General features: G+C 42.8%; 12 protein-coding genes. 5 read left to right on the forward strand and 7 right to left on the reverse strand.

Annotated features, from left to right (window positions below):
- Positions 1-110 precede the first annotated feature (110 nt).
- Entirely contained in the window at positions 111-1283 is a 1173-nt protein-coding gene (gene ccsB, locus B5D59_RS08565; RefSeq protein ID WP_078817627.1) for a c-type cytochrome biogenesis protein CcsB, read from the forward strand.
- A 660-nt stretch (positions 1284-1943) separates the two neighbouring features.
- Here the strand turns inward: ccsB and B5D59_RS08575 are convergent.
- Positions 1944-3557 carry a DUF4179 domain-containing protein gene (locus B5D59_RS08575; RefSeq protein ID WP_009766583.1) on the reverse strand — a complete coding sequence of 538 codons (1614 nt, stop codon included), beginning with the start codon at positions 3555-3557 and terminating at the stop codon, positions 1944-1946.
- Positions 3535-4101, reverse strand: a complete 567-nt coding sequence (locus tag B5D59_RS08580; RefSeq protein ID WP_040758683.1) for an RNA polymerase sigma factor — start codon at positions 4099-4101, stop codon at positions 3535-3537. Before B5D59_RS08580 ends, B5D59_RS08575 begins: the two co-directional genes overlap by 23 nt.
- Before the next feature lie 261 nt (positions 4102-4362).
- On the opposite strand from B5D59_RS08580, the gene B5D59_RS08585 reads away from it, so the two are divergent.
- The gene (locus tag B5D59_RS08585) at positions 4363-4971 is read left to right on the forward strand and encodes a hypothetical protein (protein ID WP_009766585.1); all 609 of its coding nucleotides are present in this window, start codon (positions 4363-4365) and stop codon (positions 4969-4971) included.
- A 59-nt stretch (positions 4972-5030) separates the two neighbouring features.
- On the opposite strand, the gene B5D59_RS08590 is transcribed toward B5D59_RS08585, so the two are convergent.
- Positions 5031-5468, reverse strand: a complete 438-nt coding sequence (locus B5D59_RS08590) for a GatB/YqeY domain-containing protein (RefSeq protein WP_009766586.1) — start codon at positions 5466-5468, stop codon at positions 5031-5033.
- A 254-nt stretch (positions 5469-5722) separates the two neighbouring features.
- Here B5D59_RS08590 and B5D59_RS08595 point away from each other — a divergent pair, with 254 nt between their 5' ends.
- A complete protein-coding gene (locus tag B5D59_RS08595; protein ID WP_078817628.1) occupies positions 5723-7918 on the forward strand; it encodes a DNA topoisomerase III in 2196 nt (731 codons plus the stop codon).
- A gap of 251 nt (positions 7919-8169) precedes the next feature.
- On the opposite strand, the gene proS is transcribed toward B5D59_RS08595, so the two are convergent.
- From proS to B5D59_RS08615, 4 genes are all read right to left on the reverse strand, one after another.
- The gene (gene proS / locus B5D59_RS08600; RefSeq protein ID WP_078817629.1) at positions 8170-9606 is read right to left on the reverse strand and encodes a proline--tRNA ligase; all 1437 of its coding nucleotides are present in this window, start codon (positions 9604-9606) and stop codon (positions 8170-8172) included.
- A 327-nt stretch (positions 9607-9933) separates the two neighbouring features.
- The gene (locus B5D59_RS08605; RefSeq protein WP_009766589.1) at positions 9934-11217 is read right to left on the reverse strand and encodes a cation:dicarboxylate symporter family transporter; all 1284 of its coding nucleotides are present in this window, start codon (positions 11215-11217) and stop codon (positions 9934-9936) included.
- A gap of 90 nt (positions 11218-11307) precedes the next feature.
- Positions 11308-12195 (reverse strand): response regulator, encoded by an 888-nt coding sequence (locus B5D59_RS08610; RefSeq protein ID WP_009766590.1) that lies wholly within the window; start codon positions 12193-12195, stop codon positions 11308-11310.
- On the reverse strand, positions 12192-13466 hold the full coding sequence (locus B5D59_RS08615; protein WP_245799489.1) for a sensor histidine kinase: 1275 nt from the start codon (positions 13464-13466) through the stop codon (positions 12192-12194). Before B5D59_RS08615 ends, B5D59_RS08610 begins: the two co-directional genes overlap by 4 nt.
- A gap of 151 nt (positions 13467-13617) precedes the next feature.
- On the opposite strand from B5D59_RS08615, the gene B5D59_RS08620 reads away from it, so the two are divergent.
- Positions 13618-14043 (forward strand): putative periplasmic lipoprotein, encoded by a 426-nt coding sequence (locus B5D59_RS08620; RefSeq protein ID WP_078817630.1) that lies wholly within the window; start codon positions 13618-13620, stop codon positions 14041-14043.
- Positions 14044-14301: 258 nt separating this feature from the next.
- A complete protein-coding gene (locus B5D59_RS08625; protein WP_009766598.1) occupies positions 14302-15834 on the forward strand; it encodes an AbgT family transporter in 1533 nt (510 codons plus the stop codon).
- Positions 15835-15864 lie beyond the last annotated feature (30 nt).

Raw genomic sequence — 15864 nt, forward strand, 5'->3', positions numbered from 1 at the left:
TAGACGATCATGATAAAATCGCCCGAAACCATTCTACCATGACTATAATGAGGTTTGATCGTACCTGAGTTATTTTCATTAGTACGTTACGGTATACGGGAGGTTACTATATGAATACGGAAAGTCTAATGACAATAAGCAATCAATCGCTGTGTGTGGCGTTCATCTTCTTACTAGTCGCTATCGTTCCCGTTGCGCTTTCGGTTACCACAAAAAACAAGCGGACGAAACGACTAGGCATGAGTTTAACGATCGCAGCCTTATTACTGCAACTGACTTATTTTGCGCTTAGATGGCTTGCAATCGGTCACGCACCAGTTAGCAATATGTACGAGTTTATGACATTCTTCGGCATCATGCTCCTAGCAAGCGCATTACTACTCTACCAGCTATACAAACAAATTGTGGTTGTATTATTTTCAATTCCGTTCTCGTTGATTATCATGGGATTTGGCGGAGTTTTCACGAGAGATGCTTCACCTCTAATCCCCGCTCTCCAGAGTAATTGGTTATCTATACATGTGATTACTGTCGCTTTTTCTAGCGCAATCCTCTCAATAGCGTTTGCAACAGGTATTATTTACTTGTTGCGTACTCTGGATGTCGAGACGCAGACAGTTCATACGAGAAGCTTGGAATTCGTTATGTATTGTCTAGTCGTGTTAATAGGATTTATTTCGAGTTCAATGTTTTTTTCGTTCACCTCGGAAGAAAAACTCATTCAGTTTGAAAATAGAGAACAGGAAGTAGAGAACGCTGCATATATTATGCCTGCGCTTATCGTAAATCAAGATGCCGTTCTTGTAGATAGCGGACAATCAATCGGAGTCATAGAAATTTCCAACATGCTGGATGCGAAAAAGAGCAACACCATTCTATGGGCATTTTTGATAGGCACTGCTCTATACCTGATAATTCGCATGCTAACGAGAAAGAAAATAATACAATTACTAAAACCATTAACAAAGAAAGTGAATTCTACGGTTATGGATGAAATATCGTACCGAGCTGTCGTTGTAGGCTTCCCCTTGTTCTCGCTAGGAGGTTTATTATTTGCGATGATTTGGGCACATCTGGCATGGGGGCGCTTTTGGGGATGGGATCCAAAAGAAGTCTGGGCGCTCGTTACTTGGTTGTTTTATGCAGCTTTTTTACATCTACGAACATCTCAAGGTTGGGAAGGTAAGCGAACTGCCTGGATGTCGATCATTGGTTTTGGCCTAATTGTATTCAACCAAGTATTCGTCAATCTCGTAATTGCCGGATTACATTCTTATGCTTGAAGTTCAAGCAGATAAATCAACTGTAAAAGGTCGTCTTTGACAGTCATTTCAACCGACTTCGGACGACTTTTTCCTGCTTAAAATTTATGTTAGAAGAGTGATATAGATCACTGCATTGAAGTTGTTCTGAATTTATAAAACATCCTTCAGTGACACCCTTTTCTCACGTGGTCAATCAAGAAAAGCAGAAATTTCGCACCAAAGTATCTTTACACCGCACTAATGTATAACTGAACCGAGCCAAAACTCCTCCAGACCGCACCTTATTCAAGCCACTCTGAACCAAATCAGCTACATACCGCACCATTCTAACCTAATAACCTGTATAATTGAGGAAAATCATACAACTTCAAAGGAGTGAGTACATTGCTAAGTATCTTGGTTGGGCTAATAATCTGGGCTTCAATCTTACTATCGCCAATCGCTCTGCTGGTTCTCATCTTCAAACGAACTTGGACTACTGTAATCGCCTGTTTAATCATCATGTTGCCAGTTTCTCTATATTGTCTGGCCGGAAACCCACCTATTTCATATATCGGTTTCGCACCGATAGTACTCTTGATTTCTGCTCCCATCTTTATCAAAAAGAAAAAATTAACTTCTTCTGTTTAGAAAAAGCCAGCCCACTCCAAAAGATATTGGAGCAAGCTGGCTATTTTTTTAATATAAAGGCACTTTCCACGGTTCTACCACTGGCTCATAACGTTTTACGGAGAAAAGGTGCAAGATCAATTCCTCAGGTACTTCTTTCAATTTAGGCAGAGTCAATTGCATCCCGACCTTAAAGTCTCCATTTTCGTCTTTTTCATCCAATATAGAACCACTTAATCCCGACGAGTAAACATTCCCTTTATCATCTGTAATCAACCAGCCGCCTAACTCACTGGCTCCCACTTCTTTCCCGCCTTCCATCTCAATAACAAAAGTCTCTTCTTTCGCAATTGGCATCAGCGATTTACGTAAATAAAAGTTTGTTTCATTTTTCGCCTTGACGACAGTCAAATGGTTGCCCTCAAACTCAAATGAAAATGGCTTCTTTCGTAACTCATTCGGCCGAATTTTAACAGAGAAATCAACCGGCTCCGTTTTATACACGCCATCCAGCACAAACGCTACATTAGGCTGTTCTTTTTTCGGAACAAATGAATTCACCCACTTTAGGTGTCCCAGTGTCCCCAATCTTTCGCTGGTGCCTTGCAGCATACCTGTGTCCACAGCATGCCCTTTTTCTTCTGTCCACGTATTCCAGGAATATAATGCTGTTCCACTCTCATCTTCCAAATGATACGCGATCGCCGTCTCGTACTGATAGACAAGATCTTCTACATTTTCCGCTCCGAATCGAAGCACGAAATCATTTCTCGCCTTTTCAACCCTCGTGAGTTCTTCTTCTGAAAAGGATGTTTCATAAAACAACTCTGTAGATGAAGGTGCCTTTTGAGCTTTTTGCAAATCAACTTTTACACCATTCGTCGTAATGGAGGCATCTTCCAATGCAAGTGTTTTGGTCAATTGCCGTTTCTCTTTCAGATCAATCGGAACATCCAACTTCCAACTCCCTCTTACTCCATTCAGTTCAACTATATCAAATCGGACAGTCAACTGGTCCAGTTCCTCCTGATCACGCAATGAAAATTCATATACACCATAATCGCCTCCATCCCACCAACTGTAACCAAGCTGACCTATCTCATTTCCATTACTATCGAGCGCGATGACACGATTTGCAGAGTCCCCCTCCTCAAGATACGTGTTTTTCGTCTTTCCATTTTTCAACACTTGGTACGATAGAGTAATCCGAGAGGAATCCGCCATTACATCTTCCACTTTCAATGTAACCCCTTGGTCTTCTACCGCCAGATCCACTCGTTCGGCTAGCCCCTCTTCCATTGCCAAACGAAGCCCTTCATCCGCTTGTTCAGTTGAAAAGAAGCCTCCAATCAATTGAGCAAAACTCGGACTCAGCGCAGCGCTTAAACCTACAGCCAACACTACACCCGCAGCGGATAACATCACCTTTTTCCAAGGCGCTTTCCGTCTGAACGTTTTTTGCTCATACGGTTCCAGCTGTTCCAATACGTTATCCGCAAAATCATCCGGCAATTCAGGGTTTTGGAGCGTTTCCACGACAAATCTCTGCTCTTCCAAAAACGCCGCTACAACTTCTTGACAATGTGAACAGTTTTCCACATGCACCTGTACCCGATCCGATTCCTTTTCCGTTAATAAATCATCCACATATTTAGATAATTCATCTATCGTTGGACAGTTCATGAAAATATCCTCCTTCTCGTTTCACCGTATCCCTCATTTTTTTCTTTGCGCGGTGAAGTTTATTGCGAACAGTAGACAACGGAACATCTGTCAGCTCACTGATTTCGTCATAACTTAACTCATTCGCATATCGCAATAGCATGATCAATCGCTCATCTTCTGGAAGTGTCGCAAGCAGACGTTCCAGTTGTCGATGTTTCTCTTTTTTCAAAAACACGACTTCCGGGTGATTGCTGTCTATTACTTGTTCTTCCCCGAGTTCCACTTGCGTCGAGTGGTACCGTTTTTTACGGAACTCATCCATACAATGATTGATCGCCACTCGATACAGCCAACTGGAAAACGATCCCGTTTCTTTATATTTACCCAACTGATGATATACTTTCAAAAATGCATCCTGCACGAAGTCCTGTGCATCCTGCGGGTTTCTCGTCATTCTTAAAATTGTCGCGTATAACGGATTTTTATATTTATTGATAATATGGGCATAAGCTTGCTTATTTCCAGCCAATACTTCACGCACCCACTGCAGATCCTCTTCCATAGCGGCCTCCTTAATCAATTACACCTCGGCGTAATTGCGTCGGGATTTTGAATTTCAAAATCCCTGACATCCGCCGGAGGCTTTATTTAGAGACAGATAAAACGACCATGCGCACGTCTCGTTTTTCTATTTCATTCAGTATAACGAGACGAAGTCAGAAAACATCTCACTTCTACGAAAATATATTTTAGAAACGTAACGGAAAGTTCAGTAAACTGCTACACTATAAAAATATAACTAAAATAAGGAGGTTACTAGACGATGAAAAAATGGGTAGGTTTGATGTGCCTTAGTTGCCTACTAGTTCTTGGTGCTTGTGCAAACACTGATACGAATCAACTGACAATCCCTGAATTAACAGACCGTGAAAAGCAAATACTCGGGACCACATCTAACCAAGCATTCGTATTTGATTATACCGCTGACCAAAAGTACAAAGACGTCTCTATCTGGTTGGAGAAATATGAAAAAGGGAAGAAAACAGCCGAACCGGTTAGCCAATTTTCTACCTCCCTGCCAGGTAAATTAACAAGCGGCGGCATTGTGTTCACTGTAGTACATACAGCGGACCAGCAAGTACTTTTTTTCACAAACGTTGGTGATACAGATGGATTTAGTGGAATACAAACTCAAGATACGATGCCAAATGGAGAAAACCTGGCAATGCTTTGGGGTACCAATCCACAAGAAAGCTTGCCGTTGTCAGAAGAAATGCTTCTAGCCAGCATCATCCACACGAGTACAACTGAGGGCGTTGGAACCAGCTCTTTATCTGTAGATTTCTATGAACAAAAGGAAGGGTATTTGGAGGAATTGAAGGCAAAAGAATATGACGTAGTGTATTTATTGAAGGCTTCATTTAAGAAATAAAAAAATACCTAGACGACAAGTCAACTCATCGTCTAGGTAGTCTCGTATAAAGAGGTTCCTTAGTTCTGCAAGTATTCTTTTACAGCCTGGGAAACTGTCTTACCTTCCGCACGTCCGGCAACTTCTTTCATCACTGTCCCGATCGCTTGCCCCATCGGCGTGTCTTTCGCAATACCGAGTGTGCCGATCAGTTCCTTCACTTCATCCACATTCATCTGCTTCGGTAAATAGGATTCGACGATTACTACTTTTGCTTTTTCTGCTTCCACAATATCTTCACGATTGGCTTTTTGTGCTTCTTCAAGGGATTGTTTCGTTTGCTTGAGTTCACGCTGAACGATCTTGATTTCCTCTTCTTCCGTCAATTCACGCTTTAATTCCAGCTCCTCATTTTGCAGACCCGCACGCAATAAATTGATCACACCTTTTTTCATCTGATCCTTTTCCTTCATTGCCGTTTTTATATCTGCCATCAAACGATCTTTTAACTGCGACATCCTAATCCCTCATTTCTAAAGTATTACTACTAGTATACAAAATAATCATGCTCTCAGTCGTCTTTTTTATCTCATATAAGATTTCTCCTTCATCTGCTCATCTCACCTTTGAACAAGGCTCCGAAGAATTGACGAAACCTCTATACTAGTTTACACTTTTTACTAAGCAACTCCTTTTGATAGCATAAGGCCTTTGTAACCTTATCTACCGTGGGAGTTTTTTGACATGTACGTATACAAAGGAGTTCAATTATATGAAAAAAAGTGTAGTATTGGCGGAAAAGCCTTCCGTTGCACGCGATATTGCCCGCGTGCTCAACTGCAATAAAAAAGGGAACGGCTATTTAGAGGGCGATAAATATATCGTCACATGGGCACTCGGCCATTTAGTGACACTCGCAGACCCTGAGAATTATGATACGAAGTATAAGACATGGAAACTGGAAGACTTGCCGATGATGCCCGATCACTTGAAATTGACGGTCATTAAGCAAACAGGCAAGCAATATAACGCCGTAAAGTCCCAGTTGCTTCGCTCTGACGTATCCGATATCATCATCGGGACAGATGCCGGACGTGAAGGAGAGCTGGTCGCTCGCTGGATTATCGAGAAAGCGAAAGTCAATAAACCGATCAAACGACTTTGGATTTCATCCGTTACCGATAAAGCAATCAAGGATGGGTTTGCTCAGCTGAAACCCGGTAAAGCGTATGAAAACCTTTACGAAGCGGCAGTCGCTCGTTCTGAGGCGGACTGGTATATCGGCTTGAACGCGACTCGCGCACTGACGACAAAGTTCAATGCCCAATTAAACTGCGGTCGCGTTCAAACTCCTGTCGTTGCAATCATTGCACAGCGCGAAGAAGAGATTAACACATTTCGCCCAAAAACTTACTACGGCATCGAAGCACAGACCGACTCTAAATTAAAATTGACATGGCAAGACGCGAAAACTAATGATACACGTTCATTCGACCGCGAAAAACTGTCCACTATCGTCAAAAAAGTAGATGGCAAACAAGCGATTATCGAAAATGTTGATAAAAAAGCAAAAAAGTCGTTTTCTCCAGGTCTCTACGATCTGACAGAACTGCAGCGCGATGCCAATAAACTATTCGGTTACTCTGCCAAAGAAACGTTGAACATCATGCAAAAGCTCTACGAACAACATAAACTGCTGACGTATCCGCGGACCGATTCACGATTCCTATCGAGCGATATCGTCGCGACTCTGCCGGAGCGTTTGAAATCCTGCGGTATCGGTGAATATCGTTCACTTGCAAATAAAATCTTGAAGAAACCGATCAAAGCGAATAAATCTTTTGTCGACGACAGCAAAGTGTCCGATCACCACGCGATCATTCCAACTGAAGAAATCGTCCTGCGTGATAAGTTGTCCGACAAAGAGCGGAAAATCTATGACTTAGTCGTGAAACGGTTCATGGCCGTTCTGTTCCCTGCACATGAATATGAACAACTGACCATCCACGCAAAAATTGCAGATGAACGCTTCACCGCACGAGGAAAAACGATTTTAGTACCCGGCTGGAAAGAAGTCTATAACAATCAATTTGATGAGGAAGAAGCAGAGCAAGACACGAAAGAACAGCTCTTACCAAAGCTCTCAAAAGGAGATTCGCTGAGCATCCAATTCGTCAAAGAGACATCCGGTCAGACGAAGCCCCCTGCCCGTTTCAATGAAGCAACACTTTTATCTGCGATGGAAAACCCTGCGAAATATATCGCGGGAGCTCAAGATAAAAAGCTTGCAGAAACATTGAAATCCACAGGCGGACTCGGGACAGTGGCAACACGTGCGGATATCATCGATAAATTATTCAATTCCTTCCTGATTGAAAAGCGCGGCAAAGACATCCACGTGACCAATAAAGGAAAACAATTGCTCGAGTTAGTGCCAGACGAGTTGAAATCCCCTGCCTTGACTGCAGAATGGGAGTTAAAGTTAGAAAAAATTGCAAAAGGACAATTGAAAAAAGAATCGTTCATTAATGAAATGAAAGGTTATACGAAAGAAATTGTCTCAGAGATCAAAGCGAGCGATGCGAAATTCAAGCATGATAATATTTCTACTAAATCGTGCCCGGACTGCGGCAAGCCGATGCTCGAAGTGAACGGCAAACATGGAAAAATGCTTGTTTGTCAGGATCGTGAATGCGGTCACCGCAAAAACGTTTCCCGCGTCACCAATGCGCGATGTCCGCAATGTAAGAAAAAGATGGAGCTGCGCGGAGAAGGAGAAGGCCAAATCTTCACGTGCAAATGTGGCTATCGCGAAAAACTATCTTCCTTCAAAGCTCGCCGCGAAAAGGAATCCAAAGGCAAAGTGAATAAACGCGATGTCCAGAAATATTTAAAGAAGAACAACGATGACGAACCAGTCAATAATCCGTTCGCAGATGCGTTGAAAGGATTGAAATTGGACGACTGATGGACATTGACGGAATGCCTTTGGTGCGGTCTGCCGGCAGTTTGGTGTGGGTCTTAGTCGATTTGGCTCGGTCAACAGCTATTTTGGTGCGGTATTCGTATTGATTGGCGCGGTTGTGCTAACTTTTGGTTCGTTCCGCCATGTTTTTGGCGCTTTCCCCCCATAGCCTCATCCGAAGGTATCAGCTGTCTGGCTTAACGAAACTCAAAAAGGTGCCAACACGTTACAATGCGTGTTGGCACCTATTTTAATTAGTAAGCTCTTGCAAACCAAACAGTATGTTTCGCTTCTTTACCGCAATTAATGCAAGTGGTCTTCTCCGCAGGCGGATTGAACGGAATATTACGCGTCGTAAATTTCGTTTCGTCTTTCACATGTTCTTCGCATGCATCGTCTCCACACCAACCGGCAAGAATCCATCCTGGAATCTCTTCCTTCGCAGCACTTTCTTCAATATGCTTCTTCAATTCATCCAGTTTGTCTATATGCGTGTGAGAATGTTCTTCGCGGAATGCACGTGCTTTTTCGAGCAAGCGAGTTTGCATCGTTTCCAGTTCTTTCTCAATGCTCGCCACTGCTTGCGCCAAGTCCACCGCCACTTTTTCTTCTCCGTCACGCGCTTTCATCAAGGCTTGATTATTCTCTAGGTCACGCGGTCCAAGCTCCAGTCGAACTGGAACACCTTTTAATTCCCATTCATTGAACTTAAAGCCCGGAGACTGATCGGAATCATCCAAACGTACACGGATACCTTTTGCCTTCAGCTCGGCAAAAATTTCATCCAGTTTTTCCATGATTGCCGGGTTCTTCTTCCACGGTCCGACCGGAATGAGCACCACTTGAGTCGGCGCAATACGTGGAGGCAATACCAAACCTTGCTCATCACCGTGCACCATGATAACCGATCCAATCAAGCGAGTGGAAGTTCCCCAAGATGTCGTATGGACAAACTCATGCTTATTCTCTTTTGTTAAATATTTGATATCGAATGCTTCCGCAAATTTTGTTCCTAAGTAATGTGAAGTTCCGGCTTGAACTGCTTTGCCATCCTTCATCATCGCTTCGATGGAGAACGTATCCACAGCACCGGCAAATCGTTCAGAAGGCGTCTTTTGGCCATCATATACAGGAATCGCTAGCAAGCCTTCCACGACTTCCTTATAGATCTCAAGCATTTGCATCGTTTCGGTACGCGCTTCCTCTTCATCGACGTGAGCTGTATGTCCTTCTTGCCATAAAAATTCTGACGTCCGAATGAACGGCAATGTCTTTTTCTCCCAACGGAATACGTTCGCCCATTGGTTGATCAATAACGGCAAATCACGATAACTCTTTACCCAGTCTGAATACAAATGACCGATCATCGTCTCAGAGGTCGGGCGCAACGCTAAACGTTCTTCCAACTGTTCTCCTGCTGCTTCCGTCACCCATGGCAGTTCTGGAGAAAATCCTTCGATATGATCCTTTTCTTTCTGGAAAAAGGATTCTGGGATCAGCATTGGGAAATACGCATTACGGTGTCCCGTCTCTTTGAAACGGCGATCCATTTCATCTTTAATATGCTCCCATATTTCAAAACCGTCTGGTTTAAATGCGATACAGCCACGCACCGGCGTATAATCCATCAAATCCGCTTTCTGGATTGTGTCAATATACCATTTCGTAAAATCATTTTGCTGATTGCTCATTACCTAATTTCCTCCTTAATGAAAAAAAGCGCTCTTGTTCAGCTTCCATATTGCTAATCATATAACAAATCCATCATTCCTACAATTGAATCCCCACAACAAGTAATAAGCAGTGTGTAGGAAATCAATCCTATTTCTTACAGGCACTCATAAACCTTCGCAGATGATCATAGAAACCCTACAACTGCTCATACACCTCCGCCAAGCGATCATATCCTCTCTGTCCACGATCATAAACACCCTACACTCGCTCATAGAGCCCTGCAGCCCCAGCATAAACACAAAAAAACTGTCCCCCATCAAGAGGACAGCTTCAAATTCATCAAATCATCTTTCTTCCGCTAACACCATTTGTGGTTCTTGCTCTTCCTTTACACTTTCCGTACCAAAACGGCCTTCCCACTTCGACATAACAACTGTCGCAAGTGCGTTTCCAACAACGTTGACCACCGTACGTGCCATATCCAACAAACGGTCGATCCCCGCGATGAACGCTAGACCTTCAAGTGGAATACCTACCGTTCCAAGTGTCGCCAAAAGTACGACGAATGAAACACCTGGTACGCCCGCAATCCCTTTAGACGTAATCATCAACACTAATACCAAGGTGATCTGTTCCGTAATACTCAACTGAATACCATACATTTGCGCAATAAACATCGCAGCCAAAGCCTGATACAGTGTGGAACCGTCCAAGTTGAACGAATAGCCTGTCGGCACTACGAAAGAAACAATATCTTTCGGACAACCGAACTTCTGCATCTTCTCCATCACTTTTGGCAGTACTGTTTCAGAACTAGAAGTAGAATAAGCTAAAATCAATTCGTCTTTCAATACTTTCATCAGATGGAAAATATTGATTCCGACCAACTTCGCAATTCCGCCAAGTACGACAATAATGAAGAATACCATCGTTGCATATACCAAGATCATCAGCTTGCCCATTGGGATGAGCGATTCCAAACCGAATTTGGAAACGGTTACGCCAATTAGCGCAAATACCCCGAATGGTGCAAACTTCATGATCATATTTGTTACCCAGAACATCGCATCCGCGACTCCTTGGAACACCTCAAGCACCGGCTTTCCGCGTTCACCGATCGCTGCAACGCCTAGCCCAAATAAAACAGAGAAGAAAATAATTGGAAGCATATCAGCGTTTGCCATGGATTCCACGATATTACTCGGTACGATACCAACCAAGACATCCATGAAACCGCCATTCTGCACTTCTTCCGTCGTTTCAACATATTGCGAGATATCTCCTTTTTCAAGAGAAGACATATCGATTCCTTCGCCTGGTTTGAAAATATTAGCAGACATTAAACCGACTATGATCGCAATCGTTGTGACAATTTCAAAATATAGAAGCGTCTTACCGCCTAATTTCCCTAGTTTCTTAATATCTCCTGTGCCTGCCACTCCTATAACCAATGTAGAAATAATAATTGGAACTACAATCATTTTGATCATATTAATAAACATCGTGCCTATCGGCTGCAAATACGTTTCCACTTTAGGATTACCATAAAAAATGGCACCGACTGCAATACCGAGAACAAGCCCGATTAATATTTGATAGGCTAAAGATAATTTAAATTTCTTTTTCATAGATAATCCTCCTTTAGCTTACTCCTGAAAACGCTTTCTCGAAGTAACTTAGGATTATCATAAAAGAATCCTACAAAATTCTACACCATCCTACAAATTCTTTTTTTGTTCTTCCATCGTCTCGATATATAAAACTTGAAGAAACTTCTTACTATTGACCTTGACTGCCTTCATCCCAAAGCTTTCCTCTTGAATTTGTTTCATCCGTTGAGTAATTTCCTGAAAATCAAAGAATCGTGGCGCGTAATACTCAAACTCCGAAATCGTATAATCTACTGCTCCGAGCGAAGCTAAATGATCCATCGCAGTCAAGATGGATCGGCGAATCCTCTGCTCCATCGCTTTGCTTTCCTTTGGTATTTCCTTCGCTTGGACACCCATCTTATGTAATGCCGCCTCGTAAAGCTCTTTCAATGGCGGCAATTGAGCGGCATTTTGTTCTGCGAGCACTTCTACAATTGTCACAATGTCCCGGCTGCCGCTTTCCCCGATTATCCCCATGTCATGAAGTTTAGCTAGCACAATTTCCTTTATTGTACGTTTCACTTTTGGCTGATCCAACGTTCCAATCAGAGCGAGCGATTCACGAATTGTGGTTAGGGAATTTTTCAAACGCAGTTGTTCCGCCGTTCGTCGCAATACGCTTTGTACTTCTATTTGGTTGATCGGCTTATGAATGAAAAACTCCACCCCGACTTGATAGGCTTCTCCCACCATCTCTTTACTGACTACTTGACTCAACATAATGAATTGTCCATTAAATCCTTGCGATTTCAGCTGTTGGATCGTCTCAATACCATCCAAATCCGGCATCAACAAATCAATCAGCACCAAATCCGGCGTCAGCGACAAAATTTGAGGGATGGCTTTCACACCGCTATCCGCCTCACCAATGACCATACCGAGTTCCTGCCCTTCCAGGATATTCTTCAGCATCAAGCGGCTCGCTTTGTCATCATCTACGATAAAATATCTCATACCTGTATCTCCTTCTTAATGGATTGCATGGGAATTTTCACTTCAAATAATGTGCCGACATCCAGACGCTGCATTTGAATTTCGCCTTGCATCGCATCGACGATTGCCGTCACATGCGACAATCCGATACCCGTTGCCGCCACTCCCTGTTCATTGAATTTCGTCGTGTATCCCGGCTCAAAAATCACTTCTTCATGCTCTGCTGGAACCCCTCTGCCTGTATCTTGCACATAAAAACAGACCCATTCTGCGTCACTGTCGACACTAATTTTCACAATACCCTTCCGCTCCGTCGCCTCTACAGCATTGGAAGTCAAATTATTAAGGACCGCCAGAAGTGGTACATGCTGGTCCGTCTGAAAGTCAGTGGCGATTGATTTTTCAATGACACAGTCTTTGCCTATCAATTCACTATACTTTTCATTTGCCGATACGACCAATTCAAGTAGATCTGATAGATAAAAGGCCGCCACTTCTTGTCGGCTTGCCCATTTCGAAAGCCCCGCCAAAATCCGTTGTGAATCCTTTTTCACCTCATGGATCTCTTGGGCAATCTGAAGCGCCTGTGTGCTGAGCTCTCGTTTATCCTCTTTCTTCAACTTGCGATACAAATCGTGGCTGGAAGCTGTAATTTGCTCAATATGATTCATCGACTTCTGTAAATAGAGCGCTTCTGCATATAACTCCGCCCCTACGCCGAGCATTTCCTCCATACGTTGTTTTTCTTTCGATAAAGCTACTGAACTATACAGTCCGACCGTAAAGAAACTACGCAGCAACGCTACTCCCACAAGGATACCCCACTCTTTCATATTTAACAGTGAATCATCCATCCACCAATTCCGAAGTGCATGCTCCGACGTATTGCCGATCACTTCGAATAATAAAGCCAATGCCCCTAGCTGCAATGGCAAAGACTTGTACTTCTCCAAATCGGCAAAATGCCAGCCAACCGCTACTATAAAGTAAAACAGAAAAACCGGAACATGCATCTGCAAACTATCAATTAGCGCAACGCCAAGCCACGTCTCTTCAGCTACCCGAAAAAGCACAACCGTAACCGCTGTAATAAACCCAGTCCGCAGCATGGAAGCTGGCGGATAAATAAGAATCAGCAAAAAGAACACAATCCCGCCCAGCGCAAAACGGAACGTCTCATCCGCGAACGGCAGCACTTTCAATTCACCAGTAAGCGCCGTAATGATCGCAATGACGGCAATGCGTGCAGCTTCAGAATGTAATATTTGGCGCCACGTCGATTTTGAGTTCATCCCCATACTCCTAATTAAAAAATTCTGATGTATGTAGTATAACAATTCAAAAACATTTGTGCAGTTAGAGCAGAAACTATCATGGTTATTACAGTAAACTATTTTCTTTTCCTTTCAATTTACTTATGATTACATAAGGAGGCGATTTAGATTGAAAAAGCTAATCATTTTCATGATGACTGCAGTGCTGTTAGCAGCCTGTAGCAATGAAGAAACACCTGATACTCCAGAGACACAAGAAACTCCTGCTGCCGATAAACAAACCAATATGGGTATGGAAAAAGGGCTTAAGGCGGGAACCACTGAACAAGATTATCTTTCCCTTTCTCAAGACAAAGTTCCTATTAATTCAAAAGTGAAATTTACTGGAATCGTTTTGAGATTCGAACAAGGAACATTTGAATTAAAAAGCAAAACCGATGATTCTTCCAATGAAGTAGTATGGGTTGACGACATTCGGATGAGCGATCGTACAGAAATTCCAGAAGGCACGACGGTCACTGTCTACGGAACTTATGATGGCAAAAATGACGATGGAGACCCTCGCCTTAAAGGAATTTTTATTGACGCAGAATAGATGACAATAGATGAAAAACAACCCACCTCCGTCAAGTAGAATGTGGGCATTTTAATATCTATATACATAAAAAGGTCATTTTCTAAAAATCTATTTTAACTATTCTCCCTCGTCATAACAGTCGAAACCTTTTTCCAATTTAATTATTTCACTAAAGTATTTATTTGGGGAGCTATCTTATATATACTGTACTAAGTTTAAAAAATTATTTATTTTTTTAAATAATGAATAGTAATTTATAGACGGAAGGAGATCTTCATGAATACGGAAAAAAGAGGCTTTTTCCAAAAGTTTTTAGATATGATCGAGAAAACTGGTAACCGATTGCCCCATCCGGTAACGTTGTTTGCGTTGCTCGCTCTTTTAGTTATCGTCTTGTCTGCAGTTGTTTCTTCTTTCGGCATCAGTGCCGCCCATCCAGGAAAAGAAGGGGAAATGATCGAAGTCCATAACCTGCTTAGCGGGGAAGGAATTCATTACATCATTACGAATATGACGGACAATTTCATTGGTTTTGCTCCGCTCGGCGTCGTGCTAATTACGATGCTAGGGATTGGAGTTGCAGAAGGTTCTGGGTTGATCAGTGCATTGCTGCGTGGATTTGTGATGTCTGTTCCGAAACGCTTGATTACACTCGGATTGGTTTTTGCTGGCGTTATGTCTAGCGTAGCTTCCGATGCAGGTTATGTTGTATTGCCGCCACTTGGAGCTGTTTTATTTGCGGCACTTGGCAGACACCCATTAGCGGGTCTGGCCGCTGCCTTCGCTGGAGTTTCGGGCGGGTTCAGTGCGAACTTACTACTGTCTGGTACGGACGCGCTTCTTGGTGAATTGACGATTATGTCTGCAGCAATCATTAACCCCGAGTATGCGGACGGTATGAACATTGCCATGAATTATTATTTCATTGCCTTTTCGGTATTAGTGCTGACAGTTGTTGGTGCTTGGGTGACAGAGAAAATTGTCGAACCACGACTTGGCGAATATAATGGTGAATATCGTGAGAAAGTAGAGAAGCTAACTGCTATTGAGAAGAAGGGTTTAGTATGGGCTGGTATTTCTGTAATTGTTGCTGGAATTCTAGTTGCATTACTCGTTCTATTCCCAGGTGCTCCATTACGTGGCGATGAAGGCGATATGCCGATTATTAAATCGCCATTCATGAAGTCACTCGTTCCAATTATCGCATTCCTATTCTTCGTGCCAGGTTTGGTCTATGGAAAAGTAACAAAATTAATTCGCGATGATAAAGACGTGGCTGCAATGATGTCAACGACGATGTCTGCAATGGGTATGTTCATCGTATTGTCTTTCACTGCGAGTCAATTTGTCGCATTTTTCTCTGAATCGAATATGGGATTGGTTTTAGGCGTGTATGGAGCTAATTTCCTTGATAGCATCAACTTAAAAGGTATTCCATTGCTGCTGTTATTCATTCTCATTGCTGCTTTCATCAACTTGTTTATCGGCAGTGCATCTGCAAAATGGGCTATGATGGCACCGGTATTTGTGCCGATTATGATGCAGCTCGGTTATTCACCCGAATTAACACAGATGGCGTATCGGGTGGCAGATTCATCAACCAATATTATTTCTCCTTTGATGACATACTTTGCGATTATTATCGCATTTGCACAGAAGTATGATAAGAAAATGGGGATCGGAACACTAGTCTCTGTTATGTTCCCTTATTCTATGTTCTTCTTGGCTTTCTGGAGTTTAACTCTCATCGTTTGGATGCTTCTCGGAATCGACTTAGGGCCTGGCTCTCCGATTTATTATGGGAATTAATATGACTCACCACTGAACATTACGTTCAGT

This window comes from Sporosarcina newyorkensis, from assembly GCF_900167515.1.
Taxonomy (GTDB): domain Bacteria; phylum Bacillota; class Bacilli; order Bacillales_A; family Planococcaceae; genus Sporosarcina; species Sporosarcina newyorkensis.